The organism is Deinococcus sp. Marseille-Q6407 (assembly GCF_946848805.1).
GTDB lineage: Bacteria > Deinococcota > Deinococci > Deinococcales > Deinococcaceae > Deinococcus.
The window spans coordinates 51,587-78,075 of the sequence record NZ_CAMPFU010000007.1; the positions used below are offsets into that span (position 1 = coordinate 51,587).

17 protein-coding genes, 1 pseudogene and 1 riboswitch are annotated in these 26,489 nt (G+C 63.1%); of the genes and pseudogenes, 9 read left to right on the forward strand and 9 right to left on the reverse strand.

Features of this window, described 5'->3' with window-relative positions; all coding sequences use genetic code 11:
• The first annotated feature begins 7 nt into the window (after positions 1-7).
• Together metH and OCI36_RS12410 are read left to right on the forward strand one after the other, a co-directional pair.
• Positions 8-3,703: a methionine synthase gene (gene metH, locus OCI36_RS12405; RefSeq protein ID WP_261665394.1), complete on the forward strand. Its 3,696-nt coding sequence runs from the start codon at positions 8-10 to the stop codon at positions 3,701-3,703.
• Between the two features lie 59 nt (positions 3,704-3,762).
• The gene (locus tag OCI36_RS12410; RefSeq protein WP_261665395.1) at positions 3,763-4,959 is read left to right on the forward strand and encodes an amino acid permease; all 1,197 of its coding nucleotides are present in this window, start codon (positions 3,763-3,765) and stop codon (positions 4,957-4,959) included.
• A 64-nt stretch (positions 4,960-5,023) separates the two neighbouring features.
• Here the strand turns inward: OCI36_RS12410 and OCI36_RS12415 are convergent, their stop codons facing one another.
• Both OCI36_RS12415 and OCI36_RS12420 read right to left on the reverse strand, forming a co-directional pair.
• Positions 5,024-5,767, reverse strand: a complete 744-nt coding sequence (locus tag OCI36_RS12415) for an ABC transporter ATP-binding protein (protein WP_261665396.1) — start codon at positions 5,765-5,767, stop codon at positions 5,024-5,026.
• Entirely contained in the window at positions 5,764-6,588 is an 825-nt protein-coding gene (locus tag OCI36_RS12420) for an ABC transporter permease (protein WP_261665397.1), read from the reverse strand. Before OCI36_RS12420 ends, OCI36_RS12415 begins: the two co-directional genes overlap by 4 nt.
• A 168-nt stretch (positions 6,589-6,756) precedes the next feature.
• On the opposite strand from OCI36_RS12420, the gene OCI36_RS12425 reads away from it, so the two are divergent.
• Positions 6,757-7,908 carry an ABC transporter substrate-binding protein gene (locus OCI36_RS12425; RefSeq protein ID WP_261665398.1) on the forward strand — a complete coding sequence of 384 codons (1,152 nt, stop codon included), beginning with the start codon at positions 6,757-6,759 and terminating at the stop codon, positions 7,906-7,908.
• Between the two features lie 59 nt (positions 7,909-7,967).
• Here OCI36_RS12425 and OCI36_RS12430 read toward each other — a convergent pair whose 3' ends face one another.
• Together OCI36_RS12430 and OCI36_RS12435 are read right to left on the reverse strand one after the other, a co-directional pair.
• On the reverse strand, positions 7,968-10,286 hold the full coding sequence (locus OCI36_RS12430; RefSeq protein ID WP_315941287.1) for a glycoside hydrolase family 3 C-terminal domain-containing protein: 2,319 nt from the start codon (positions 10,284-10,286) through the stop codon (positions 7,968-7,970).
• A gap of 21 nt (positions 10,287-10,307) precedes the next feature.
• Positions 10,308-10,439 (reverse strand): hypothetical protein, encoded by a 132-nt coding sequence (locus tag OCI36_RS12435; RefSeq protein WP_261665399.1) that lies wholly within the window; start codon positions 10,437-10,439, stop codon positions 10,308-10,310.
• A gap of 140 nt (positions 10,440-10,579) precedes the next feature.
• A riboswitch (SAM riboswitch) is annotated at positions 10,580-10,702 on the forward strand.
• A gap of 164 nt (positions 10,703-10,866) precedes the next feature.
• Between OCI36_RS12435 and OCI36_RS12440 the strand changes: the two genes are divergently transcribed.
• The 6 genes and pseudogenes from OCI36_RS12440 (at position 10,867) to OCI36_RS12460 (ending at position 16,413) form a co-directional block, all read left to right on the forward strand.
• On the forward strand, positions 10,867-11,889 hold the full coding sequence (locus tag OCI36_RS12440; RefSeq protein ID WP_409996744.1) for a methionine ABC transporter ATP-binding protein: 1,023 nt from the start codon (positions 10,867-10,869) through the stop codon (positions 11,887-11,889).
• Positions 11,886-12,545, forward strand: coding sequence for a methionine ABC transporter permease (locus OCI36_RS12445; protein WP_261665400.1), 660 nt, complete (start codon positions 11,886-11,888; stop codon positions 12,543-12,545). Before OCI36_RS12440 ends, OCI36_RS12445 begins: the two co-directional genes overlap by 4 nt.
• 96 nt (positions 12,546-12,641) lie before the next feature.
• A complete protein-coding gene (locus tag OCI36_RS12450; protein ID WP_261665401.1) occupies positions 12,642-13,571 on the forward strand; it encodes a MetQ/NlpA family ABC transporter substrate-binding protein in 930 nt (309 codons plus the stop codon).
• Between the two features lie 46 nt (positions 13,572-13,617).
• Complete coding sequence (locus OCI36_RS12455; protein ID WP_261665402.1) at positions 13,618-14,550, forward strand: MetQ/NlpA family ABC transporter substrate-binding protein; 933 nt, start codon at positions 13,618-13,620, stop codon at positions 14,548-14,550.
• A gap of 318 nt (positions 14,551-14,868) precedes the next feature.
• Positions 14,869-15,315: pseudogene (locus tag OCI36_RS13465) on the forward strand (TniQ family protein); the annotation flags it as partial.
• A 618-nt stretch (positions 15,316-15,933) separates the two neighbouring features.
• On the forward strand, positions 15,934-16,413 hold the full coding sequence (locus OCI36_RS12460; RefSeq protein WP_261665403.1) for a hypothetical protein: 480 nt from the start codon (positions 15,934-15,936) through the stop codon (positions 16,411-16,413).
• A gap of 585 nt (positions 16,414-16,998) precedes the next feature.
• Here the strand turns inward: OCI36_RS12460 and OCI36_RS12465 are convergent.
• The 5 genes from OCI36_RS12465 to dcm form a co-directional block, all read right to left on the reverse strand.
• On the reverse strand, positions 16,999-18,927 hold the full coding sequence (locus tag OCI36_RS12465) for an AIPR family protein (protein WP_261665404.1): 1,929 nt from the start codon (positions 18,925-18,927) through the stop codon (positions 16,999-17,001).
• Positions 18,917-19,918, reverse strand: a complete 1,002-nt coding sequence (locus tag OCI36_RS12470) for a PD-(D/E)XK motif protein (protein ID WP_261665405.1) — start codon at positions 19,916-19,918, stop codon at positions 18,917-18,919. Before OCI36_RS12470 ends, OCI36_RS12465 begins: the two co-directional genes overlap by 11 nt.
• Positions 19,915-22,659 (reverse strand): Z1 domain-containing protein, encoded by a 2,745-nt coding sequence (locus OCI36_RS12475; RefSeq protein WP_261665406.1) that lies wholly within the window; start codon positions 22,657-22,659, stop codon positions 19,915-19,917. The genes OCI36_RS12470 and OCI36_RS12475 overlap by 4 nt, the downstream gene beginning before the upstream one ends.
• The gene (locus OCI36_RS12480) at positions 22,656-24,110 is read right to left on the reverse strand and encodes an ATP-binding protein (RefSeq protein ID WP_261665407.1); all 1,455 of its coding nucleotides are present in this window, start codon (positions 24,108-24,110) and stop codon (positions 22,656-22,658) included. The genes OCI36_RS12475 and OCI36_RS12480 overlap by 4 nt, the downstream gene beginning before the upstream one ends.
• Positions 24,111-24,184: 74 nt before the next feature.
• Positions 24,185-26,473 (reverse strand): DNA (cytosine-5-)-methyltransferase, encoded by a 2,289-nt coding sequence (gene dcm, locus OCI36_RS12485; protein WP_261665408.1) that lies wholly within the window; start codon positions 26,471-26,473, stop codon positions 24,185-24,187.
• Between the last annotated feature and the right edge of the window lie 16 nt (positions 26,474-26,489).

Here is a 26,489-nt window from a genome sequence, read left to right on the forward strand (position 1 = left end):
TCCCGCCATGACCCATACTTTTTCCGCCGTCCAGCCACCCCTCGCTCCACAGGCCAGCCTGGCCCAGCATCCGATTTACCGCGCGCTGCAACAGCGCATTCTGGTGCTGGACGGGGCGATGGGCACCATGATTCAGCGTCACCACCTGAGCGAAGCCGAGTTCCGGGGCGAGCGGTTGAAGAACCACCCCCGTCCGCTGCAGGGCGCCAATGACCTGCTGACCCTGACCCAGCCACAGATTATCGAGGACATTCACGCCGCCTATTACGAGGCGGGCGCCGACATCGCCGAGACGAATACTTTTTCCAGTTCGCGTCTGGGGCTGGCGGAATACGGCGTGGACGACCTGATCTACGAGCTGAACGTGCAGGGCGCGCAGCTGGCCCGCCGCGCCGCCGACCGCTACAGCACCCCGGAAAAGCCGCGCTGGGTGGCCGGAGCCATCGGGCCGACCAACCGCACCGCCTCCATGTCGCCGGACGTGAACCGGCCCGGCTTCCGGGCGGTGACTTTCGATGAACTGGTAGGCAGCTATAGCGAGCAGATACGCGGCCTGCTGGACGGTGGGGTAGATACCCTGTTGATCGAAACGGTGTTCGACACGCTGAACGCCAAAGCAGCCCTGTTCGCTGCTGAACAGGTGTTTGCCGCCGTGGGCCGGCAGGTGCCACTGATGGTGTCCGGCACTATCACCGACGCCTCGGGGCGGACGCTGTCGGGGCAGACGCTGGGGGCTTTCCTGGCGTCCATCTCGCACCTGCCGCTGCTGTCGGTGGGCCTCAACTGCGCCCTGGGCCCGGCCGAGCTGCGCCGGCACGTGCAGGAACTTGCCCACAGCACGCCTTTTTTTACCAGCGCCTACCCGAACGCCGGCCTGCCCAACGCGCTGGGCGGCTACGACGAAACCCCCGGGACCATGCTGGACGTGATGCGCGAGTGGCTGGCGCAGGGCTGGGTCAACATCGTGGGCGGCTGCTGCGGCACCACCCCGGATCACATCCATGCTTTTGCCGAGGCAGCGCAGGAGTACAGCCCCCGGGTGCCCCCGGCGCCGGCGGCTCTCCCCACCTACGCCGGGCTGGAACTGCTCACCCTGCGCCCCGATTCCAACTTTCTGAACGTGGGCGAGCGGACCAACGTGACCGGGTCGCGCCGCTTCCTGCGGCTGATTCGGAACCGCTGCTTCGATGAGGCGCTGGACGTGGCCCGCGAACAGGTGGAAGGCGGCGCCCAGATCATCGACATCAACATGGACGAGGCCATGCTGGATTCCGAAGAGGCGATGGTGGAATTCCTGAACCTGATCGCGGCCGAGCCAGACATTGCCCGGGTGCCGGTGATGCTGGATTCCAGCCGCTTCAGCGTGATTGAAGCGGGGCTCAAGCGGGTGCAGGGCAAGGCGGTGGTCAATTCCATCTCGCTAAAAGGCGGCGAGGAAGAATTTCTGCGGCAGGCGGCGGTGCTGCGGCGCTACGGCGCGGCGGCTGTGGTGATGGCCTTCGACGAGCAGGGGCAGGCCGATACCCTGGAGCGGCGCACCGCCATCTGCCAGCGGGCCTACGACCTGCTGACGGCCCACAGTTTCCCGCCGCAGGACATTATCTTTGACCCCAATATTTTTCCGGTAGGTACCGGCATCCCCGAGCACGACCGCTACGCGCTGGATTTCTTCGAGGCGACCCGCTGGATCAAGGCCAACCTGCCCGGCGCCCTGGTCAGCGGCGGCGTAAGCAACGTGTCATTCTCGTTCCGGGGCAATTCGGCCGTGCGTGAGGCGATGAACGCAGCGTTTTTGTATCACGCCCGGCAGGCGGGGATGGACATGGGCATCGTCAACCCCAGCACCCTGGAGGTGTACAGCGAAATTGAGCCAGCGCTGCTGGAACGGGTGGAAGACGTCCTGCTGGCCCGCCGCCCCGACGCCACCGAGCGGCTGCTGGAATACAGTGAGACGGTCTCCGGCAGCGCAGCCAAAAAGGAGCGCGACCTGGCCTGGCGCGAGCAGCCAGTATCGCAGCGGCTGGAACATGCCCTGGTGCGCGGCATCACTGAATTTATCGTGGAGGACGCCGAAGCGGCCCGCACCGAACTGGGCGACCCCCTGAAGGTGATTGAAGGCCCCCTGATGGACGGCATGAACGTGGTGGGCGACCTGTTCGGCAGCGGCAAGATGTTTCTGCCGCAGGTGGTCAAGTCCGCCCGGGTGATGAAACAGGCAGTGGCATACCTGGAACCCTACCTGCAGGAAGGGCAGGGCCAGCGCCAGAGTGCCGGGCGGGTGGTGCTGGCGACCGTCAAGGGCGACGTTCATGACATCGGCAAGAATATCGTGGGCGTAGTGCTGGCCTGCAACGGTTTCGAGGTTCACGACCTGGGCGTGATGGTGCCGGCCGAGCGCATTCTGGATGAGGCCGAGCGGCTGAACGCCGACATTATCGGGCTGTCGGGTCTGATCACACCCAGTTTGGACGAAATGGTGGGTGTGGCCGAGGAGATGCAGCGCCGCGGCCTGGGCGCCCGCAGTGGCGGCCTGCCGCTCTTGATCGGCGGGGCCACCACCAGCCGGGTGCATACCGCCGTCAAAATTGCCCCGCAGTACCAGGGCCTGACCGTGCATGTGCTGGATGCCAGCCGCAGCGTGGGCGTGACTGCACGGGCCATTAGCGCCAAGGAGCGGCCCGCGCTGGCCGAGGAAGTGGCCGAGCAGTATGCTAGGGCCCGTGAGCAGTTCGCGCAGCGCGGCGAGCGCCGCCAGTTGCTGCCGCTGGCCCAGGCGCGTGCCAATGCGCCGCGGCTCAGCTACGCGCCGGTGCAGCCCAGTTTTCTGGGAGCACGGCCGGTAACTTTCAACTTGAAAGCTCTGGTGCCTTTCATCGACTGGACACCCTTTTTTATCGGCTGGGAGCTGGCCGGGAGGTTTCCGCAGATTCTGGAGGATGCGGTGGTGGGTGAACAGGCCCGCAGCCTCTATGCTGACGCCCAGCAGACCCTGAAAGACCTGATTGAAGGCGGGCAGCTGGAAGCCCGGGGCACTGTGGGCTTCTGGCCGGCCGAGCGGCAGGGCGACGACTTGCAACTGTTCAGTGACGAGGAGCGCCAACACCAGACCGCCACCCTGCACACCCTGCGGCAACAGACCCAGCAGCGCGAGAACCGTCCCAACCGCGCTCTGGCCGATTTCGTGGCGCCGGAGGGTGATTTTGTGGGCGGCTTTGCGGTGGGCATTCACGGCGCCGAGGAAGTGATTGCAGCCCACAAGGCCCGCCAGGACGACTACGCCGCCATCATGACCGGCCTGCTGGCCGACCGGCTGGCCGAAGCCTTCGCCGAGGCCCTGCACCAGCAGGTGCGCCGCGAGCTGTGGGGATATGCCCCACAGGAACAGCTGAGCAGCGACGACCTGATCCGCGAGCGCTACCAGGGCATTCGTCCGGCGCCCGGCTACCCGGCCTGCCCCGACCACACCGAGAAAGGCACCCTCTTCCAGCTGCTGAACGCCCGCGAACTGGCCGGCCTGGAGCTGACCGAAAGCTACGCCATGATGCCTCCCTCGGCCGTGTCGGGGCTGTACTTTGCACATCCGGAAAGCGGCTATTTCGGGGTGGGCAAAATCGGCGCGGATCAGCTGGAAGACTACGCGGCGCGCAAAGGCTGGAGCCCTGAAGAAGCCCGGCGCTGGCTGCGGCCCAACCTGGCCGAATGATGCCCCGGCGGGCAGGCGGCTGGCCCGCATTATTCGGGGAGCTGATACAGTAACTCGTTATGGCAGCGCAGGCACAAGGAAAAACCTGGGGTGCGGTCATGCTGATCGCCGGAACGACGCTGGGGGCCGGTATGCTGGCCATGCCACTGGCCACAGCCAGAGCCGGATTTTGGCTCACCTCTCTGGGCCTGCTGGCCGTGTGGGCGCTCTCGTACTTCACGGCCCTGATGTTCCTGGAAATCTACCGTTATCACACCCCCGAAGAAGGCTTTTCGACGCTGGCAGGGCAGGCTTACGGCAAGCTGGCCCGCCTGATCGTCACGCTCGCCATTTTGCTGTACATGTACGGCTTGATGGCCGCCTATGCCAGCCAGGGCGGCACCCTGGTCTCGCGGTTGCTGGGCCTGGGGTATGTGCCCAGCGCCCTGCTGTATACGGCGCTGTTCGGGTGGGTCATCAAGCGCGGGGTGCGGTCGGTGGATCAAGTCAACCGGGGCCTTTTTCCGGTGCAGCTGCTGGTATTTGCCGGCCTGCTGGCCCTGATGCTGCCGCGCATCGCCCCGGCCAACCTGACGGCCCCTCCGCAGGAACTGGGGCTGGCCCTGTCCATCCTGCCGGTGTTCGTGACCGCCTACAGTTTCCACGTGGTGTTGCCGTCCATCGCCGAGTACCTGGACAATGACCCCACCGAGCTGCGCCGCGCCGTGCTGTGGGGCACCGCTATTCCTCTGGTCGCCTATCTGCTGTGGCAAATGGCGATTCACGGCCTGATTCCGCAGGACCAGCTGAGCAAGGTCACGTCGTTGGAGCAGCTGAGCGCCCTGGTTACCCAGCTGACCGGCAACCGCTTTCTGGGCACCGGAATGGACCTGTTCTCGGGCCTGTCGCTGACCACCTCGTTTCTGGGAATTGGTCTCTCGCTGACCGACAGTCTGCGCGACAGCTTTCCGGGCATTTCGCTGACCGGCGACCGGCGCGGCTGGCCGATCATCCTGCTGACGCTGGTGCCGCCTATCCTGGTGGCGCTGCTGGCCCCCAAGGCTTTTGTGGTGCTGCTGGCCTACAGCGGCCTGATGGCGGTGATTTACAGCATCCTGCTGCCGGTGCTGCTGGTGCGCCGGGCCCGCAGCCAGGGTCAGGAGATCCGGCTGCCGGGCGGCCAGGGTGTCCTCTGGGCGATCCTGCTGATCGGGGCGGTGCTGCTGTTGGTGCCCTTCCTCTCTCAGCTGGGCCTGCTGCCGCAGGTGGCCGGCTGAGAGCAGCTTAGCAACCAAGGCGGCGGGGAAACTGGCAGCCTAAACATTCCGGGCCCAGACGTTTCTAGTGCAGAGCCGCTTCCAAGTCTCCTAGTGAAACTGCCTGGGTAGCCTGATCCAGCACGGCCTGGCCTTCACGCAGCGCCAGCACCCGCTGACCCAACGTGAGGGCTTCTTCCAGCTGGTGGGTTACGAAAACCACCGTCACGCCCTGCTGGCGCCAGATGTCCAGCAGTTCGCTGCTCAGCCGCTCGCGGGTGGCCGGGTCCAGCGCGCTGAACGGCTCGTCCAGCAGCAGCACCCCTGGCCGGACCGCCAGTGCACGCGCCAGGCTAACCCGCTGACGTTGCCCGCCGCTCAACTCGTGTACCCGGCGTTCTCCCAGGTCCGGCAGGCCCACCAGCGCCAAGCTGTCCTGCACGCGGCGCTCCTGCTCCGTGCGCGGTAGCCCCTGCAGCCCGAAGCGGACATTGCCGGCCACCGTCAGCCAGGGAAACAGCGCCGGCTCCTGCTGCACCAGCGTCAGGCGGGGGTGGGGCCCCCACACCGGGGCGCTGTCCAAGCGAATTTCGCCGGTTTGCGGGGCCAGGAAGCCGGCCAGCAGCCCCAGCAAGGTGCTTTTGCCACTGCCGGAAGGCCCCACCACACACAGAAACTCGCCCGGAGCCACCTGCAGGTCCAGTGGGCCCACGCCGGCCTGCGGAGCCGCGCCCTTCTGCCCGCGCCGGGTGCGGTAGTGGTAACTCACGCCCCGCAGGCTCAGCTCGGCGCCGGTTCCGGGGGCTGGCGCAGTCACAGGGCGGGTCATGCGCTGGCCTCCAGGCCATAGTCTCGCCGCACCCGGCCCTCGACCTGTCGCAGCAGGGCATCGAAAGCCCCACCGATCAGCCCGATAATCAAGATGGTCGCCAGCACCAGCGCCACGTTGGCGGTGTTGCGGCCCACTTCCAGTTGCTGGCCCAGGCTGCCGGCGCCCGCAATCAGAAGTTCACCGCCGATCAGGGCGCGCCAGGCGAAACTCCAGGCAGTACGAAGGCCACCCAGAATGCTGGGTAACGCCGCTGGCAGCAGTACCCGCAGCGTCAGCGCCGGCCCGCTGGCCCCCAGGGTACGGCCCGCCGCCCGCAGCGCCGGCGGCACATTCAGCAGCGCCCCCGAGACAGCCAGCGCCACCGGAATCAGGGCTTCCAGCACCACCACAGCCAGCACCGCCCGCTCGTTCAGCCCAAAAAACAGAATGGCGAAAGGGACGAAGGCAATGCTGGGCACGCTCTGCAGGCCGGTCAGGTAGGCGCCCAGGGTGGCCCGCAGCGGCACCCAAATGCCCATCAGGATTCCCAGCAGGCCACCAGTCAGCAGGGCCAGAAGATAGCCGGATAGCACCCGGCGCAGGCTGCTCAGCACCGAGATCAGCAGTTTGCCGTCCTGGGGACCTGTGCCCCACAGACCGTAACTGATCTCGTCCCAGACGGCACCGGGGCTAGGAAATACATAGGGCGGGTACAGTTTCAGCACATCGGTCACTAGCCACCAGACGGTCAGCAGCAACAGCAGGCCGCCCAGTTGCCAGGCCAGAGCGGTCCAGCGGCCAGGGGTGCGGGAGGCGGAAGAAGGCACAGTTTCTGTCATGAACACATCCAGGCAAAGGGGAGAAAACGGTGATATGGCTTGATTCGATAGCAGATATAGTGCTAAACCATACCCCATCGCCGGGAAACTTTACAGTGACGGCGCAGCGAAAGCAGGCCCCTGTGCCTGTCTCCCCCTTTTTTCAGCCCCCTTGCAGGAGGTTCCCCTATGACGACCACCGCCATCTCCCGTTTCCGTGCCCCGCTGGGGCTGCTGCTCACCGCGCTGCTGGCAGCCTGCTCGTCCCAGAATGGCAACGGGTCGGCGTCCTCGGGAACTGCGGCCACGTCTCAGGCAGAGACGGTGACTACCAGTGCGGTCAGCACGACCAGCACCGAGACAACCAGTGGCAGTGCTAATAACAGTGCTGCCAGTAATAGTGCGGCCAGTGCAGCAACCGGCGGCGCCACCGCGCCGGAACTGCGGCTGGGGCTGTTTCCCAACGTAACCCACGCGGCCGGCCTGGTGGGCGTGGACAAAGACCTGTTCAAGAAGAACCTGGGCAGCACCACCCTGGCGGTCAGTCATTTTGCCAACGGTTCACAGATCAACGAGGCGTTTGCGGCCGGTGCGCTGGACGCGGCGTATGTGGGCCCCGGCCCGGCCATGAACGCTTTTATGCAGGGCATTCCGCTGAAAGTCTATGCCGGCGCGGCCAATGCGGGCGCAGTGCTGGTGGCGCAGTCGGGCAGCAAGGCGCAATCGGTCAAGGACCTGGCCGGGCTGAAAGTGGCGGTGCCTACCCGGGGGTCCACCCAGGACATCAGCCTGCGGCACCTGCTGCATGAAAACGGCCTGAAAACCACCGATGAGGGCGGCGACGTGACCGTGGTGCCGATCAACCCGGCCGATATGCCGGCTGCCTTTGCCGGCAGGCAGGTCGAGGCCGCACTGGTGCAGGAACCCTGGGGCACCGTGCTGGAAGACCAGGGCGCCCGGCTGCTAGTAGACGAAAAAGGCATCTGGGCGAATGGTGACTACACCACCACCGTCCTGGTCGTGAACAGCGACTACGCCGAGAAGTACCCCGGCACCCTCCAGGCACTGCTGAAAGCGCACCGTCAGGCGGTGGCCTTTGTGAAAGACCAGCCGGACGAGGCCCGCGCCGCTGTGGCCCGGCAGGTAGAAGCCATGACCGGCAAGCGCCCCAGCGACGCCGACCTGAAAAAAGCGCTGGGCCGCACCCAGGTGACCTGGGACATCAACCAGACCACCCTGGCCGAGTACGCCCAGCTGAACCAGGAAGCCGGGTTCTCGCGGCAGGTGCCGGACCTGAACAAGATGCTGGACCTCAGCGTGGTTCGCAGCCTGAACGAGTAATAGTGACCCGAGAGGGGCGCCCGCCTGAGCTACACAGGCAGGCGCCCTTTTCCTTTGGCTTAGAACCGGCGTTTGTGCCAGCTGCGGCGCAGGGCCAACGACAGTTCACGGCCGGCGGCCCGGTAGCGGCCGTTGATCACTTCGGCCAGAAAACGGGCCAGCGGCGGATTGGCGGTTACGCCGGGGTTCATGGTCATGGCCCGCAGCGGCAGCTGGCGCAGGTTGTGGGCCAAGTTCATGCTGGCGCCGCTGTCGTCAACCAGTTCGCGCTGATGCCACACCAGTGCCCGGAACAGGCTGCTGGCCAGCGGGTGCTCCTGCATGGCGTCCAGCGGGGTGTTGGCGGTGTACTCACCACTGCGGTAGTCGCGGTTTTCCGGCAGCGGCCGGCCATACAGCGCCCGGAACGCCGGCTGACCGATGCGCAGCGGGAAACCGGGATAGCGGTACTCATTCGGCAGCTGATCGGGCAGAGTCTCACCCGAGACCTGCAGGCGGTACTCCACCCGGATATCCCGCGACGAAGCCCCGATACGTACCTGCCACTCACCCGCCTCGGTGCGCCAGCGGCCCCAGAAAGGGTCGTAGTGGGCAAAGGCACGGGGCGGCAGCTGCAGGGTAATGTCCCGCGATTCGCCGGGCGCCAGGTCCACCCGGGCGTAGGCGGCCAGCTCCTGCCCCGGCCGCAGCACCGCCGAGGTGGCCTGCGAACGGCGCAGATACAGCTGCATGACCTCGGCACCGGCGCGGCTTCCTACATTGGACACGGTCAATGTCACTGAGCGGCCATCCGAGGAGGGCCGGGCGTCCGCATAGCGAAACCGGGTGTAGCTCAGGCCATGTCCGAAAGGAAACGGCACCGGCGCCGGCACGTCTTCCCGGTCAAAATAGCGGTAGCCCAGCAGCAGGCTCTCGCGGTACTCCACCGTGCGGGGACCACCCGGAAACTGCGCGGACGAGGGCCAGTGTTCCAGCTGCGCAGCCCAGCTCTCGGCCAGCCGCCCGCTGGGGCTGGCCGCTCCGCTCAGCAGGGCGGCCAGGGCGCTCCCGCCGGCTTCCCCGCCAAGGTACGCGTTCAGCAGCGCCGGCACCCGGTCGGCCCAGGGCAGTTCGGCCGGCGCGCCGCCCTGCAACACCACCACCATCCGCGAGTTGCTGAGTAGCAGTTCCTCAATCAGATCGTTGTGGCTGGCTGGAAGCCCCAGGTGCTGCCGGTCGATGCCCTCGACCTCGAAGGCTTCGGGCAGGCCCACGAACGCCACCACCACGTCCGCCTCGGCAGCCAGCCGCGCCGCTTCTGCCAGCAGCTCCGGGTCGGTTTCCTCGCCGTAGCGGTCGTAGCCGGCCGCGTAGCTCACCTGGGCCGCGCCGAAAGTTTCCCGCAGCGCTTCCAGCGGAATATCCAACTGCCGCGGCACCATCTGCGAGCTGCCGGCCCCCTGGTAGCGTGGCTGCGCTGCAAAAGCCCCAACGACCGCCAGTCGCTGGCCTTGGTGCAGCGGCAACAAGGGTGTGCCGGCCAGCGGTGCATTCTTCAGCAGCACACTGCCCTGAATCGCTGCTTCACGGGCCAGGGCGTGGGCCTCGGCTGGCACGAACGGCTCGGCAGCCTGGGCCTGTGCCGTGTCTGCCCGGGCGGCCAGTTGCAGCACCCGGGCGGCGGCGCGGCGCAGGTCGGCTTCCTGAATCTGGCCTGCTTGCAGGGCGACTTCCAGTGCCGGAGCCGTGAGGGCCGCCACGCCGGGCATATCAAGGTCCAGACCACTGCGGAAGGCGGCGGCCCGGTCGCTCACGGCGCCCCAGTCACTGACCACCAGGCCGTCGTAGCCCCATTCCTGGCGCAAAATGCCCTGCAGCAGCCGGGGCGACTCGCAGCAAAAGCGGCCGTTGACGCCGTTGTAGGCGGCCATCACCGTCCAGGGCCGAGCGTCCTGCACCGCTTTTTCAAAACTGGCCAGATACAGTTCGCGCAGCGCCCGCTCGTCCACCACCGCGTCAATCGACATTCGGCGGTATTCCTGGTTGTTCGCCACAAAATGCTTCAGGCTGGCACCCACGCCCTGGCTCTGAATGCCACTGATCCAGGCCACCGCCAGGTCGCCCGAAAGCAGCGGGGCCTCGGAGAAATACTCAAAGTTGCGCCCACACAGCGGGGACCGCTTGAGGTTGGCCCCCGGCCCCAGCAGCACATCCACCCCGGCCGCCCGGGCTTCCCGGCCTAACATCTGCCCCACTTCACGGATCAGGGCCGGGTTCCAGCTGGCGGCCAGCGCCGCCGCTGTAGGGTAACAGGTGGCCGGCGCGCTGTTGTCGAGGTCGGAGGTGGTCTGCTCGCCCAGCTGCCGGCGAATGCCATGGGGGCCGTCGGTCAGGTGCAGCGCCCGCGCGCCGCCCGCCGCCTAGGTGTGCCAGTAGTCGCTTCCCGAGAGCAGGGCCAGCACCTCGGCCAGCGGCAAGGCTTCTGCGCGGCGGAGGCAGGCCTGAAAGTCGGTCGAAGGAGAAGGGGCGGGCGGAGGTGTCGTGGCAGGCATGACAGGCAGTCTAGCGGGCCAGAGAGCCTTTTCAGCTGCTTGTGGCGCATGCTGGTGCATGTGCTCCAGGTGGCCGCCCCCTTGACACTCCTGCCCCCGGGGACTACACTTTTCCACCAGACCCCCATACGCGGGTCACACCTTTATCCAGAGCGGTGTAGGGATCTGGCCCGATAACCACCGCAGCAACCGGCCCTCATTACGGCTAAGGTGCTCTGCCAGCCCGCGTGAATCACGATGTGAAGCGACGGGAACGATAAGGGAAGGGGGCACCCCACCTACGGGTGGCAAGCGGCGCCAAGCGAGAACAGATTTTTCAGCGTTCCCTTCCGAGTTTTAACGCCCAGGAAAGGGAACGTTTTTTTATCTTCCGGCTGCCCCGCGTGGCCCGTTCCGCTGACCGCTCACTCACGAAGAGGTACTTTCCGTGACCACAGCGCCCCTCTTTGCCGTTTCTGCCGCCGGCACCGCCGCAGCTCAGCCTGCCGGCGGCCCCGCCCTGGAACTGCGCGGCATTACCAAACGCTTCGGTGACCACACCGCCCTTGACGACTTTACCCTCAGCGTGCCGCGTGGCAGCCGCACCGGCATCATCGGCCGCAGCGGCGCCGGCAAAAGCACCCTGGTCCGGCTACTGAGCGGCCTGGACACCCCCGATAGCGGCGAACTGCGGCTGAGCGGCGAGAACCTGCTGGCCCTCAGCCCTGCCCAGCGCCGCGCCCGGCAGGCCCGCACCGGGCTGGTATTCCAGCATTTCAACCTGCTGGCTCAGCGCACCGCCGTGCAGAACGTGGCTCTGCCGCTGGAATTTGCCGGCGTCCCCAAAGCCCGCCGTGAAGCGCTGGCCCGCGAGGCCCTGGCGCAGGTTGGCCTGGCTGACCTGGGTGGCCGCTACCCGGCGCAGCTGTCGGGCGGCCAAAAGCAGCGGGTAGGCATTGCCCGCGCCCTGGTCACCAACCCCGAACTGCTGCTGGCCGATGAAGCCACCAGCGCCCTGGACCCCGAAACCAGCGCCAGCATTCTGAACCTGCTGATCCGTATCCAGCAGGAGCGCGACCTGACCCTGATCATCGTGACCCACCAGATGGAAGTGGTGCGCAGCTCGACCACCCACGTGGCGGTGCTGGACCAGGGCCGGCTGGTGGAAAGCGGCGAAACCGGGCAGGTATTGGCCCGGCCGCAGCACGCGACCACCCGCGCCCTGCTGGGCGCCCACCAGCCGCAGGTGCAGCTGAGCGCGGATGAAGCGCTGCAGCAGCTGACCCTGCCTGCACTGGACGCGGCGGTGCTGAGCCGCCTGGCCGCGCTGGGTGGCCGGGTGGTAGAGGCGCAGCCCACCGTGATCGGTGGCCGCCAGCAGGTGCTGGCCTGGCTGGCGGTTCCGGCACAGTTCAGTGTCGCCGAGCTGTACGCTCAGCTGTTGGTCAACCCGGTGGAGGTGAGCGCATGACCCTGGATCCGGCTGTCTGGCCGCTGCTGTGGCAAGCCACGCTGCAAACCCTGTGGATGGTGATTCCCGCTGCCCTGCTGGGTCAGTTGCTGGGCACCCTGCTGGGCGTCTGGCTGACCCTGACCCGCCCCGGCGGGCTGACGCCCAACCCGGCGCTATACCGGGTGCTGGACGCTGTCGTCAACGTGGGCCGCTCTTTTCCCTTCATCATCTTGATGATCGTGCTGATTCCGCTGACCCGCGCCCTGGTCGGCACGTCTATCGGCAGCACCGCCGCCATCGTGCCGCTGACTGTGGCCGCCGTCCCGTTTCTGGCGCGGCTGGTAGAAGGCTCGCTGCGTGAGGTGCCGGCTGGCGTGACCGAGGCGGCCCGGGCCATGGGCGCCACCACCGGTCAGATCGTGACCAAGGTGCTGCTGCCCGAGGCCTTGCCGGGCCTGCTGCACTCCCTGACGGTGCTGGTCATCAGCCTGCTGGGGTACTCGGCCGTGGCCGGAGCCATCGGCGCCGGCGGGCTGGGCGACCTGGCCATTCGCTACGGGTATCAGCGGTTCGACACGCCCACCATGGTCGTGACCGTTGTGGCGTTGCTGCTGATCGTGCAGCTGATGCAGTGGCTGGGCGACTGGGCCGAGCGCCGCGCCGACCACCGCTGACCCATGTCTGGCCGCTCATTCTAGAGCCGGCGAATCCCTTTCCAAACCGGCAGAGTGCCACTTTTTACCCCTCATTTCCCTTCAAGGAGCACCTCTATGCGCCACGCCCTGCCTGCACCTGTCCTGCCCACGCTTGCCCTGACCAGTCTGTCTCTGCTGGCTGCCTGCAACAAGACGGCCCAGCAAACGACCAGCAGCACCCAGACTGTTACTGCGTCCTCCACGGCGACTACGGCCAGTTCAGCAAGTGGCGAAGCAGCCCCGGCTAGCGCTGCAACCACTTCGGGAACGGCGGCCAGCAGTCAGCCAGTTACCCTGCGTGTTGGCGCCACCCCGGTGCCGGCCGGCGAGCTGCTCGAATTCGTTAAACCCAAGCTGGCCCAGCAGGGGATCAATCTGGTGGTGACCGAGTTCACCGATTACGTGACGCCCAACACGGCGCTGGGCGAGGGCAGCCTGGACGCCAACCTGTTCCAGAGCCAGTCGTATATGGACACTTTCCAGGCTGACCGGCCACTCAACATCGTGGCGGTGCGGGACATCTATTTGCCGCCGCTGGGCCTTTACAGCAAAAAGGTCACCCGGCTGGCCGACTTACCCGACGGCGCCACCATCGCTGTTCCTAATGACCCCACCAATGAAGGCCGGGCGCTGCTGATGCTGCAAAAGGGCGGCCTGCTGACCCTCAAGCCGGAGGCCGCCACCGACGCCGGCCTGAACGCCATCACCGAGAACCCGCACCACTTCAAATTTCTGGAACTGGAAGCGCCCCAGCTGCCCCGCTCGCTGCCCGACACCGACGCTTCTATCGTGAACGCCAACTACGCCCTGGAAGTAGGACTCAGCCCGGCCAAGGACGCCATCTTGCACGAGGATAAAGGCAGCCCTTACGTGAACGTGCTGGCCACCACCGCCGACAAGAAGAATGACCCCAGCATCCAGCGGCTGGCTGACGCCCTGACCACCCCTGAAGTGCGCGACTGGTTGCAGCAAAAGTACAGCGGCAGCGTCATTCCGGTTTTCTGAACTTTTTTCCCTCTCCCGAACTTTCACGTTGAAAGGAAGACACATCATGGCTCTCCCCTCCTCCCTGCGTTTGCTCCCGGCCCTCACCCTGACCGCCCTGCTGGCCGGCTGCTCGTCGCCCAATACGGCCAGCGGAACCACCAGCACCGATACGGCCACCAGCGCCCCTGCAGCGGGTACGGCCAGCGCAGCCACCACGGCTGTCTCTGGGACTGCCGCTGCTCCGGCAGGCGAGGCTTCGGGCACGGACAGCACCCAGAACGCCGTACTTCGAGTAGGCGCCAACCCGGTGCCGCACGCAGAAATTCTGGAATTCGTCAAACCACAGCTGGCCAAAGAAGGCGTAGACCTGCAGATTGTGGAATTCAGCGACTATGTGCAGCCCAACGTGGCGCTGGGCGAAGGCAGCATTGACCTGAACTACTTCCAGCATCAGCCGTATCTGGATGAATTCCAGGCGCAGCGGCCCCTGGGCATTGTGGGTGGCGCCAAGATTCACGTGGAACCGCTGGGCCTTTACAGCCACCGCTACAACACCCTCAGCCAGCTGCCGGACGGCGCCACCATCGCCATTTCCAACGACCCCAGCAACTCGGGCCGCGCCCTGAAACTGCTGGAAAAAGGCGGCCTGCTGAAAGTGGACCCCAAGGCCGGCATCAGTGCCACGGTGCTGGACATCAGCGACAACCCCAAGAAACTGCAGTTCCGCGAGCTGGACCCTGCGCAGCTGCCGCGCTCGCTGGACGATCTGGACGCCGCCGTGATCAACACCAACTACGCGCTGGAAGCCAAGCTGAACCCATTGAAGGACTCGCTGCTGCTGGAAGACGCCGACAGCCCCTACGCCAACCTGCTGGCCACCAAACCCGAAATGCTGAACGATCCCCGTTATCTCAAGCTGGTCAAGGCCCTGCAGAGCAACGAGGTCAGAAAGTTCATTCTGGACAAGTACAAGGGCGCCATCGTCCCGGCTTTCTGAGCCACCGATTCTCCCCGCTGCAGCCTCTGCCCCAGCCAGGCGGGGGCTTTTTTTGGTCTACGGGAGGTCAAAGAAAACCCGGGAAAGAGGCGCCATTTGCTCTCTCCCCCGGGTTCGCTGCAGCCGGGTGGCGGATTGGTCAGCTCACACCGTCGCCAGGTCTGCAGGGGCCGGAGCTGCCGTCAGGCCAGCAGCTGTCAATTATCGTTCCCGGTGGCACTGGTTGTGCGTTTGCGTGGCATTAGTGTTTGCGGTGGCACTACTCCCACGTAACTGGATTTTTCTCGTCAGGGAGACCAGACTCTTCCAGATTGGCCTATGCGTGAGCGTTTGCCATGGCACTGCCTCACGTGCTCTGATAGCAGGGCCGTGACTACTCAAAGTAACCTCTGGCCCATTCACCCTCGCCTTCAACAGGGTGAGTGGCTGGGCAGCTGGATGCTCCGGGTCGCTGCGGCTAACGAGACCACTCTTCAGCGCCTTCTGCTTGACATGGGTCTGGAGCGCGGTGATGTGCGTGATGTCCTTCCTGCGGACAGGCTGGGCGATCTTGCTAGGCGTTCCGGTCAGCCTGTCTCCGCTCTTCTGGCGGCCGGGACACCTCCACCAGTCATACTGCGTACTGCAGGACGGAACGGTGAAGTGCCTGCGCCGTTCCTTGGGATTCACCTGCTGCAGTACTGTCCGCTCTGTCTTTCCGGGGACACTGTGCCGTACATTCGTCTTTCATGGCTCAATCGCCGGGAAGTGCACTGTCAACATCACGGAAGATTGCTGCTCGATGCATGTCCGCACTGTTCTGGTGCACTCCGTGCCTCTTTCAACCTGGACAGAACCTGGCGCCGTCCTAGAACCGGCGGCACCCCAGGAAGAACGCCTGTCACATCCTGTCCGTGGTGCCTGGGTGATCTGGCTGCTCCAGCCGTTCTGCCTTCTCCCGAGAGTGCAGTCCTGCCTGTTGTAGAGCGCTCTGTCGTCTCCGGATCTGACTGGACGCTCTTTCTGACATGTCTGGAGGATTTCCTGGCCGGCTTTGGCCTCTGGGACATCCTGCAGAATGAACACCCTGTCGCCAGCATTGAACCTCCCCCGGCAAGTGCCTGGATGTCTTCGAACGGAAAGGGATTGAGACCCTCTGTTCAGGAGAGACTGAATGTGCGTCTGGGAGCTGCTCGGACTGGAACGTGGCTCATACAGGGTAACGTCCAGCTGCGTCTCAAGCATTTCGCACGTGTTGCGCTGATTGAATCTGAGTCGCCCTACGGTGCGGGAGCGAACCGGGTATTGCTCCTACGCATCTGGCTACTCCAGGCGTTGCTGGACATGTCTCCTGGGAAGTTGCAAACTGATTGGCCAGGGTTGCTTGAAGGTGCACATGCCTACATGAGCTGGGAACACCGTGCTCTGCCGGACTTCTCGCTCACTGACGAGCAGTGGGCAGTCATAGCAGAAGCAGTTGCCCCAGCTTCGAATTGGAATGTGAACAATCGAAGGGGGCCGCAGACAGGTGCTCTTGATCGCCGTACTGCTGTGAATGATTTCCTGAACGCGTTGCGTACAGGTCAGGGAGTCACCTCGGCTCACAGTGTCAGTGGTAGAAGTCTCTCGCACCTCATCACACGCCTCAGCGACGGCGCTCAGCTGGGCTTCGCTCTCGGACTTCTGTACCGTCACCTGAACACTCCGATGCTGGAGATTCGCAAGGAGCGTAGTACCCGACGAGGCGGCGATGCTGACTGGCGGCGTCAGACGGACGCACTCTTCCTGAGCGACGGGATGATCGAGCTGATGCGCTGGCTCAATCCCGCCCTGCACCGCGAGCTGGTGGCGCGCGTGCTTCTGGGGAAACGCTTGCCAGAGTAGAGATGTGCACGATCGTGTTCGGGCAGGCCCCGGAAATGAACTACCATGCACAGGTGAACCATTCCTCTGATGGACTTCCTATCCTGTATGGAGCTGTGGAAGCTGGACTGGTACAGACCAGCCAGGGACCTCATATCAATACTGGACAGCTATGTACTCTCTACGTTTACCCGGATGCTGCCCGGGTCCTGTGGGTGCCAGATTGCGATGAAGATGAGATTGTCCTTCAGGACGGCATGGAAGGAGAGGGACAGTGGTTTGTTGCCACAAGGGAATCAGATGCGTGGACCCTCCGGCGAGATTACTGGGATAGGGTCCGTGATGAATCGGCGGAGGAGGTGGTGATTACCGGTGACAGGAATGATGTACTCAGATACCTTGCGGCAATCCTCCTGAGTCCACCCACTCATGTTTGAGCCTGACGGAATGATTCCCTCAGGCTCCGGTATGCTCCCACGTCCCACGCCTGCTGAGCTGATTGAAGCTCCGTTTCCGAGCACCTGAACTGCAGCATTTCATTACAGCAAGCTTTTCTACTGGTTCTGGAGGCGCTGATGAAAGTTCATGGCTATCCCCCTCCTGATTTCAATCAGGCGAGGCCTTCTGTTCGGGGTAAATGTCCTCCAGGGGCGTGGTCGACAGATGCTGTTCTGGCCCGGTATTGCCTTCGGCATCGTCATCATCCAGGATGTTTGCTGCAGGGTTTTCCTCCCGGGGAAGAGCCTGGAGTAAGACAATCGGCTGATTAGTAAGGAAATTGCTGAGACTGTCGGTAGCCGGGATGCTCAGTTTCATGATTTCCTCCCAGGCCACTGGTTTCTTGCACCACTCCGTGACATTGGCGCCGGCTGGTCTGGTATTGATCTCATTCTGAATCTGCTTCATAACGGCCTGCATGATGTCCAGTAGTCCCTGTGGCACTGCCTGTTCACGCCAGATGCGATCCAGATCAAGGCGCTGTTCCGTTCGGTTCACGATCCACGCCAGTGTGTAGGTGACGATATTGACCTTGTATGCTGGATAGGCACGTGCCATTTTGCTGGCTTCCCTGGAGAGGATAGCTATAGCCACGAGGCGCTGGAACAGCTCCCTGTTCACATCTACCGCGCCGATGTTGCTGAGACGAAGTGTGAAGTACGCAAAGTTCTTCTGATTACCACGGCTCACAACGTCTGGCATCCCGTCCCAGATATCAATGAAACGGGCCACGTCAACCTTGGTGATCTTCTGATTCTTCGGATTCTCCTTGCGGAAGGCTTTCTTGCGCGCAGTCGTGGTCATGCCTGACTCTGCATCCTGGTATTGCCCACGAGCACGCTCATAGAACCAGTGTGACTGGGTGACTCCTGCCAGTGCAGGTGTCCACACTCTCTTGGACTCCTGCTCAAGTGCTACATGGAAGGAATCGTTGGCCGCCAGATCAGCCTCCTCGATCTTGTTCTGACTGTTGGCATAGCGTGAGATCAGTGGCACCATCTCCATCATTCGCTGCTGGTCGACGATGGTAATCTTGGCCTGCACATGCACCTGTCCGAGGTCCGCCCTGTCGCGCACCATTGCCCGGTGCAGCGAGGCGGTGGTCTGACCCCCGTTGACAATCTGGAGATCATGGATGCGGCTGATGGCCCGGCGCCCATTGGAGAGTGTCACGTACTCAACCTTTGATGCAGTGGCGGAGATGCCGTTGTTGTAAGCAAGGAACCGGCCCGGCTCCTTCAGTATGGTATGACGGATCCCCTTGTTCACTCCACCACGTGCCTGCAGGAATGCACGCACGTTGCGCTCGAGGAGACGCATTCCATGCTCAGCGTAGATCCTCGCTACCACATTCCCTGGGATGATGGCGAGGCAGGCATCGTAGTCCTGCCCACTGCCAGGCATTTCGAGGCAGGGAATGTACTGCCCGAACATCTCCTGTAGGTCTATGATAATGGTTCTCGGTTGCTGTCGGTGGGCATGGTGCCGCTGGAGTTGCTGGATGTCCCACACGTGCCGCTTCACCATGAAGGTGCCGATGTTCACGTCCTCAGGCCGGTGGTCTCTTACTAGCCCGTCCGTGAACAGGTGCATCTGGACATGGCTCAGGTACTCGCGGTTCTCGTGTATCCGGAGGGCCATGTCGTAGCCAGGCATGGCCGACTCCATGTTCAGGTGCAAGGGGTTCTCCGCTGAGAGCGCACGTTCCAGAAAGCGACCAAGCTGCCTGAAGGCACGCTGTACCTCCACGGGCGGGATGTACTCAGGCGGTATGACGCCGCGCTGGATGGTCACGAACAGATCCAGCCGGTCTCCGGCATCTGAAAGGGAGTAACCACTGACCCGCATTCGGGCATTCTGGTAGTGGGCAACCTCGCCATCCTCGAATGGGGCGTTACGTAGGTCATCGGTGAGCTGGTCGATGAACAGAGTCGTCAGCATCTCCGCGTGGTAGGCACCGCCTTCCGGAGCGCTGTCGAGGCCAGTGCTGATGTCCTCCTGTACGCGTGTGGCAAATTCGATCAGATCAGTGTTCATTGTTGCTGGTGATCTCCAGGGCAGGGTTCCAGGGAAAGTCTGTCGGGACCTGAAAGTAGTGGCATGAGGCGAGGTTGATGGTGTAGGTACACTGTTCGATACCGACTGGTACGCTAGCGACAGTCAGTGCCGGGAAACCGGATGTGACGTGGAAGATGCGAAGATCCTGCACGGCAAGCCGTAGATCATCACGCAGTTCGCGGTCCTGTTCAACATAGCCTGCGGCCAGTAGACGGCTTTCCAGAAGCTGGTGCGCCTCTGGTGGAAGCATTGCGCGGATGCTGGCGCTCAGTTCCCTGAGCGTCATTCCCTGGCTGTCCCGGCGCAGGCGCAGGTGGCCCAGCAGGAGCTTGCTACCGGGAGACGGTGTCAGTTGCTGAAGACTGGAGATGCTGACGGTCTCGCTGCCAGTTGTCCCGGTTTTCAGTTCAATGGTGCAGGCACCCAGCTCGAAGTCATGGGCGGCACCGGCTGGCCCGAGCCAGCATCCCAGACCGGCCAGACCGGGGCGGTGGGGCAGAACATGGTGCTTCAGGTACCACAGTTCCCCGAAGAGTCCACGCGCCCAGCGTTCAGTGTCTCCCTCTTCCCGGCGACGCAGGAACTCCCGCCACAGGTCGAGGCGCGCGAGGATCACATGTCCTGCATTCACGGGGTCATCTTCAAGCTGGGCGATGAGGTCATCACCGATCAGGGTGAAGAGTTCCTGGTAGCGCTGATCAGCAGAAGCCAGCTCAATGTTCACCTGTCCGGAGAACAGCCGGTCATCCTGCAATCGTGTGAGCGTGATCGCGGTGGTCATGCCCTGGCGTTGGAGGATTCGCGCCTGAGCGGAGTCCAGCCGGAGGATGAGCACCCGCTGTGCATCCGGAACACGCAGGCCCGCTGCCACGGCTGAGTGAACGCCATCATGGCTGCTCTGCATCAGCAATGCTGTGTCAGGCCCGTGGGGCTTACTCTCCAGGGCTGCCCAGGTATCACTGAGATTCAAAGCGCGTCCTCTTCAGAGTCAGGGAGTCCATGTTCATTCTGCCAGTAGGTCTCGTTGACCAGATACTTCATCTCACGTGCTTCCGGGTCGGACGGAAAGCTTACGGCAATGCCGAAAGTTTGCAGCGCAGGTGAGGAAGTAGGTTCGGCTGTCTGCGGATTATCCCCGGACTGTCCGCCAGGTGCGCGCAGCTGGAGAGGATAGATCAGTAGCAGCCCACGCTGCGGGCCGCGCTTCCTGCGGGCAGCCACAGGCGAGAACTTGACCACCGGTCCGTTGCGGCCCTGCACTTCCTGTATGCAGGCCTTCCTCTCCCCGGGTGTCAGATCAAGGGCCTCGTCCGGCGGGCTGAGGAGACGGCGGATTGCGAGACGTTCCTGCCTTGTGGGGGGAAGGTGAGTGCGCTGGATGTAGCCCACGGTCTGACCGGCCAGGGTCGTTGTGTTGTCCCCCGCCCGGCTGTTCGAGACGAGCACGACTGTCCAGTCGATGAGGGCACCTTTTGTGTTACGTCCCTCGATGTACTGGGCCAGCGCGGTGGGGATCATGCGGAAATTCGCGCTCGATATCCGGTAGCCACGTAGGAAGTCCACGATGAGATCTGGATCGACATGGTGCCAGATGATGTTCGGTAGCTTTCCTTGTTGATCTGCTGAAGCTGCCGGCTGCCCTGCAGAAGTCAGAAGCTTCTTCACCTGATTCTGATTGTTAATATTGACCGCTGGCGCAGTCAGGAAGGTCACCTGCTCACTCAGCGTGGCGGAGTAGCTCAGTTGGAGCGGCGTGCCAGAGCGCATCTTGTTCATGGACGTGACCGTCATAGTCTGATTTGGATCGGTCCGGACCCGCAATCCGAACTGTTCCGGTGTCATCTCCAGCTCGGACATCAGCTCCAGCTGCCGCCGCAGCTCCTCGGATGCCAAAGTTACATGCACGTACTGTTCGATCAGCGACGGCGAGGTGAAGAGGCGGCACAGATCGAGGTAACCTGGCCGGTACCCGAACCAGCGGCCCATCTGCAGCAGTGTGTCATAGGCACCAGCGTTCCGCAGATAGTAGCTGGTCACCAGTCCCTCGAGCGTCAGGCCTCGTGAGAGGCGATCGCCGCCGATGACGATGACTTTGAGGCCCACCTCGCAATGCTCATGGTACTGAAGGCTGTCCTTCGCATCGCCATTAATTGTCTTGACGACGATTTCCTCTGTAGCCTCGGTGAGGCAGTCATTGACCTGCTCCCAGGTCAGGCCGTCATCCAGTGGCGTGAACTCGGCATCCCACAGCTCATGTAGTTCGTCACGTATCGTCTCGTCTTTGAGTCCGTAACGTATACGGTTTCGCAGGGAACTCATTTCGTCATTGATCTGATCGGTCACCCTCTTCTGCACAGCCTTGAGACGGGTGACATGGACCAGCATGGAAGAGTGCTTCAGACCCTGGCCGCGTGCACGCCGGGCTGCGGTAGCTAGGATGAAACAGCGAATAGCCGTGTGCAGACTGGGGGGCAGATCAGGCGAGGGGATCCAGGCAGTGTCATGTTTTGCGGGAACCCAGTCTGCCCAGTCGGTCACTGGACGTGCCAGGTCGAGACCCTCTCTTCCAGTGCCGAGAATGGGATCGTCACTCATGCCGAAGATACGTTCAGGGCCGATGTAGTTATCAGGTGCTGGCAGGCTGACGATGAAGCTGCGTGGGAAGAGGTCATCCCCGTACTTCGTTGACCTGCCCTCGCGGGTAATGAAGATGTTGGCGTACGGGGTGGCGGTGTAGCCCAGATAGCATCGACGGTCGAAGGCGTTCAGGATGAGCCGGATCAGGCCGTTGATAACAGTGGGATCGTATTCCGGGTCGAGATTCCCATTCTCGTCCAGGATGGTCCTCGTGTTGACCGATGAGTCGTCCGCTTCGTCATCAATGATAAGGACCGGCATCGGTGTCGACTTCAGGTTCTCGCACCACTTCAGAAGGCGCTTGAGCACGGTCTTTTGCTTCTTGACCACCATGACCACCGGGTCCTTGCCCGGTTTGATTCCGCCAGCCGAACTGGAGAAGTCACCGTTCTGGGCGCTGGTGGTCGGGCTGTTGATGTGGCGGGTGCCATAACCGTACACCTGCCCCACTCCGATGCGGTGTGGAGCATTCTGAGCAGGGTTGAGCGTCAGGGTGTCGTAGCCTAGAACCCCCTCATCGATGCGCTGCTGCGTCTGACTGCGCAGATCGTTGAAGCGTCCAGCCAGGACGATGATCAACGGGTACCCTGCGTCCAGCGCACGGTTGATCAGGGCAGTGTAGTTCGCCGTCTTGCCGGACTGTACCTGCCCGACGACCATGCCCCGCCGGTCCCAGGAGCCCTCGCGCCTGGGATCCTCGAGCAACCCGAGGATACTGGCGGACAGTTCGCTGAGTCGGCTCAGCGTCCTCGGATGCCAGCCCTGGCTGGCGAGGTACTTCTCGTAGCGGCGATAGAGGTTCCAAGTGATGGATGCGCTGCGTGCCTGGAGCCAGGGTTCGTGGTCGCGGTTATCTATGAGGATGGCCCCCTGGCCGATCGACACTGCATAGAGTTCTCGCAACTGTGAGTTGATCTGTTGCACCTCCTCCGGCATCAGAGTCAGCTTCAGGGTCTGCGATGCCTGGGTCACAGTCTCCGCGATCAGGTCATAGGTGATCTCCTGCCCAGCAATGTTGAGCAGCGTGCGGGTGAGTTCGAGGATACCTTCATGATGGTTGTTGATGGTGGTCATGTAGCTGACTCCGGTGGCAGGGGAAGGGGCGTGATGCCGGGATGATTACAGAAGGGCTCCATGCCGCGGGCCAGCAGGAGAGCCTCCTCCTCGTTGTAACCATTGCTGACGAGCATAGTCACAACATCGGTCAGTGTTTTCCGGAGAGCATCGAGCTCATCGGGACTCTCCGGCGCAGACTGATCCCTGGTGGTCTCTGTGAGCCAGATGCGTTCAACTGGCAGGGTCGCCTCGATCATTTTGAGAAGCGCGTTCAGGCCCGGTTGTGCGCCTGGCACCTGCTGGAGAGCCTGGATCAGAGGATGGAGACGGTCGATCTCATGCTGGTAGCCCCCCTGCGTGGTGGTCCGCACAGTCCACAGGCTGACAGGCTCATCCGGCCGTCGGGGGGATAACAACCTCGCACGATGACGGTAGACACGCAGTGCCCGGTCGCGGGTAAGCCGGGCAATGCTCCTCAGGCGTTCACGGAGGGATGGAGGGACAGTCACCCGAGCCTTGCGGATATCCACTCCCCACTGGGCGTCCAGGCTGGAGGGCAGGTCAATGCGGATGCGGGCCAGACGGAATCTGTCGTCACGTTCAAGGCCAAGCCCTAGCCACCCACCTGCGACAAGCAGGCGCCCGTCACGGTAGACGTGAAACCCCTGCTGGGAATTCCAGCCGCGTGGCCCCTCTGCCTCCAGCAAATCTGGACCCGCTAGGCGGGAATGATGGGGCAGGACGGTTCCCTGTACCCGTATGGCCTGTCCATCCAGCCAGAGCCACTCCTCGGGCTGCTGCTCAATGTATTCTCGGCTGGCAAGCAGTGGATCCCATGGTTTAATCGGCTTACCATTCAGGAGGAGTTCAACCTTCCCCTGGCCTGTGAGAAACTGATGGAACGTCATGGCTAGGTGCTGTTCCACCTTCCTCGCCTGGGCCAGGAACTGAGCCCGTGCGCGCTGCTGCGAAGCAGGATCAGCCCCGACCGTCCCTGTCAGTCGGTCCAGACATTCCCAGAGGACAAGCGTGCCATGCTCTATTCCGGTCAGCCTGTCAGCCTGCCACTCGCTGCCAGGCCGGAAGCCGTGCAGCAGTTGCCACTCCTCCGTAGCAGCCACATGATCCAGGTCCCAGCGCCTGACCTCGATTGGGCCTCCAGCTACCCGCGTAGCAACAGTGAGGCAACGACACTGCGAGAACGATGCAGTCTTGAGGCCCATCCCGAAGCGGCCGAGGTCACCAGCCGCCCGCTTCTCCAGCGGGTTGCGGGAACCGGGCCGCATGGCGTTGATCAGCGTCTCACGGTTCATCCCGATCCCATCGTCGAGGACGGTAACTGTGGCCTGATGTTCACGCCAGTCCAGGCGGATCTCGATCCTGCGGGCATTAGCAGAGATGGAGTTGTCAACAATATCGGCAATGGCGGCTTGGAGGCTGTAGCCCAGAGCACGCATCGCCTCGATCATGGCAGTAGCTGGAGGCGGAGCGAGATCATGCTCCGGTATGGCTACGCCCTCGCTCACGGTGTTGCCTGGCGCCTTCACTCTCTGATCTGCCTCTCGCGTGCCGCCCTGCTGTCGTAGCCAGCCGCCTGCAATAGATTCAGGATGCGCAGCAACTGTTTGGCGATCGCTTTCCCGAGACGCGGTGGCACAGCGTTGCCGATCTGCTGATACTGATCTCCCCGGCTGCCTGTGAAAATGTATGAATCCGGGAACGACTGGAGCCGGGCAGCTTCCCTCACGGTGAGGGATCTCGTCTGCGTGGGATGGATGAAGCTGTTCCCGTCCTTCCGGAGGTGAGCAACGATAGTCTTTGAAGGCTGATCGGGGTGCAGCCGGAAGTACTTGTCGTGGAAGCTGCCAGTACTGTAGTTCCGGAGGTCGCTACGGCGTTTGACCAGATCAAGGTAGTTCTCCCCGGGCTGCAGTTCTGCATAACGTTCCAGGTCCGTGTCATTGTTGTAACGCGCGACATGGGATGTCAGCAGCCCCTGTGGATGGCGGAACGCCGTGCCGGGTGTTTCCATGTAAGACTGACCGGCAGTCATATCGCCGGCATGTCCGACCCACTGACCCTGTCCTGCTTCCACCGGGGGGAGATCCCCGATGGCTTCCCGCAGTGTGACTGGCGGTAGTAGATCCGCCTTATCACTGCGTGAGTGTTCGCGGAACTGGTTGCTGGCAACGCGGTGCGTCACTGGCGGTGGTTCCTCGATCAGGCTGCGAATGTATCTCTGCAAATGGGCAGGCATGCGTGCCAGGCCATGGACACCGACGATGATGCGCCGGACTCGCATCTGAGGAACGCCATAGGCAGCAGCGTTCAGCAGCCAGACATGGGTTGTGTAACCCGCACGGCGCATGGCCTTCTGCATGACGTCAAGGAAACTGTCACCGTTCTCGAATTGCACCTCACCAATGCCAGGAACATTCTCCATGACAAAGATGCGTGGCTGCATCACATGCAGCAGCCCAACCAGTTCCTTGAACAGGTAGTTGCGGTCATCCCCTGTGGCTGTGAACCTCCGTCCGGTGTTGCGGGAGCGCCACCCTGCCCTGGAGAAACCCTGGCAGGGTGGTCCCCCGATCAGCACGTCGATCCGCCGATCACCGACAAGCTTCATCAGGTGCTCGCCGTCCTTCCTGAAATCACGTAAATCCTGGCACACAACACGGTCCTCAGCCACTTCTGGATGATTCAGCCGGTAGGTCTGCAGGGCAGTGTGGCTTGAGTCAACAGCCAGAATGGTGCGAAAGCCGGCCTGCCGGAATCCCTCACTCAATCCACCGGCACCGCAGAATAGGTCGACGATGGTCGGCTGATCGGAGGTCTCCGCCTGATGTACCTGTGCATCACGGTAGAAGTTGCACATATTCCGGACGGCACATTCACCGCAGAGTGGTGTCTGTTTGCAGACTGCCCGTCCGTGCAGGACGAGACTGACATGAAGTGAATGTCTCAGCTCGGGCGCGACCAGATCAGCCAGGACATCCTGCACAGCCTTGTGATCCAGGCTGGCCAGGTCAAGCCCTGCCTCGCGGAAGACGCCCACACGGGTGAGCACACGGATCGCGTGGGTGTCCACCGGAAAGGCTGCGCGACCAAGCGAGTACATCATCACGCAGTAGGCAGACTTTGGCCCCACGCCTGGCAGGTCTGTCAGAAATGCCTCGATCCGATCGTCTTTCCAGTCACGCAGCTGTTCAAGGCTATATTCCCCGAGTTTCTCCCTGATCTGTTTCAGGGCAGTTTGCAGGTCCCGGGCGCGCTGGATACCCATGCCAGCGGTTGCAGTGATGGCATCAACCTCCTCCACCGGTGCTCTGGCCAGCATCCCCCAGGTCGGGAAGCGTTCCTTCAGACGGGCAAAGACCTGCTGATACGCTCCCTCACGTGTGCGCCGGGAGATCATGATGTAGATCAGTTCATCGAGGGGATCCGGCAGATTGCCAAGGTCACGCTCCGGGTAGACGACCTGGAGGAAACGGGTGGTGGCTCCCTGTTTGGCTGCCTCACGGTCAATCATATTGCGCAGCAGGGTATCGCTGGCGGCAGTGGCATCATCCAGTCCCGGGAATCGTTTGCGGTTGGCCCTCAGAAAGGTCATCATGCGGCGGCGCCAGGCATTATGAGCAGGCGAGAAGCTCTTACGCTCCGGCCACAGTTCCCCATCCGGAGCGAGCACAGAACAGGTGCTGATCATTGCTGGGAGTCGTGGAGATCTTCCGGGCATATGGTCATCCTTGCAGTCACCCTGCTGTTCATGAGTGTCACTCATGACAGGAAGTGACGGAAGATCTGCCTGGAATGGTGGAGCAATAGTCATCTGGAAACAAGTATAG

What these genes read in the sequence shown, in the direction of transcription:
- OCI36_RS12480 (WP_261665407.1), bottom strand. Translation starts at nt 24,110, where the DNA reads ATGATCGAGGCGATGCGTGCTCTGGGCTACAGCCTCCAAGCCGCCATT.
- dcm (WP_261665408.1), bottom strand. Translation starts at nt 26,473, where the DNA reads ATGACTATTGCTCCACCATTCCAGGCAGATCTTCCGTCACTTCCTGTC.
- OCI36_RS12410 (WP_261665395.1), top strand. Translation starts at nt 3,763, where the DNA reads ATGGCAGCGCAGGCACAAGGAAAAACCTGGGGTGCGGTCATGCTGATC.
- OCI36_RS12435 (WP_261665399.1), bottom strand. Translation starts at nt 10,439, where the DNA reads ATGCCTGCCACGACACCTCCGCCCGCCCCTTCTCCTTCGACCGACTTT.
- metH (WP_261665394.1), top strand. Translation starts at nt 8, where the DNA reads ATGACCCATACTTTTTCCGCCGTCCAGCCACCCCTCGCTCCACAGGCC.
- OCI36_RS12460 (WP_261665403.1), top strand. Translation starts at nt 15,934, where the DNA reads ATGAGCTGGGAACACCGTGCTCTGCCGGACTTCTCGCTCACTGACGAG.
- OCI36_RS12415 (WP_261665396.1), bottom strand. Translation starts at nt 5,767, where the DNA reads ATGACCCGCCCTGTGACTGCGCCAGCCCCCGGAACCGGCGCCGAGCTG.
- OCI36_RS12445 (WP_261665400.1), top strand. Translation starts at nt 11,886, where the DNA reads ATGACCCTGGATCCGGCTGTCTGGCCGCTGCTGTGGCAAGCCACGCTG.
- OCI36_RS12450 (WP_261665401.1), top strand. Translation starts at nt 12,642, where the DNA reads ATGCGCCACGCCCTGCCTGCACCTGTCCTGCCCACGCTTGCCCTGACC.
- OCI36_RS12425 (WP_261665398.1), top strand. Translation starts at nt 6,757, where the DNA reads ATGACGACCACCGCCATCTCCCGTTTCCGTGCCCCGCTGGGGCTGCTG.
- OCI36_RS12465 (WP_261665404.1), bottom strand. Translation starts at nt 18,927, where the DNA reads ATGAACACTGATCTGATCGAATTTGCCACACGCGTACAGGAGGACATC.
- OCI36_RS12475 (WP_261665406.1), bottom strand. Translation starts at nt 22,659, where the DNA reads ATGACCACCATCAACAACCATCATGAAGGTATCCTCGAACTCACCCGC.
- OCI36_RS12420 (WP_261665397.1), bottom strand. Translation starts at nt 6,588, where the DNA reads ATGACAGAAACTGTGCCTTCTTCCGCCTCCCGCACCCCTGGCCGCTGG.
- OCI36_RS12455 (WP_261665402.1), top strand. Translation starts at nt 13,618, where the DNA reads ATGGCTCTCCCCTCCTCCCTGCGTTTGCTCCCGGCCCTCACCCTGACC.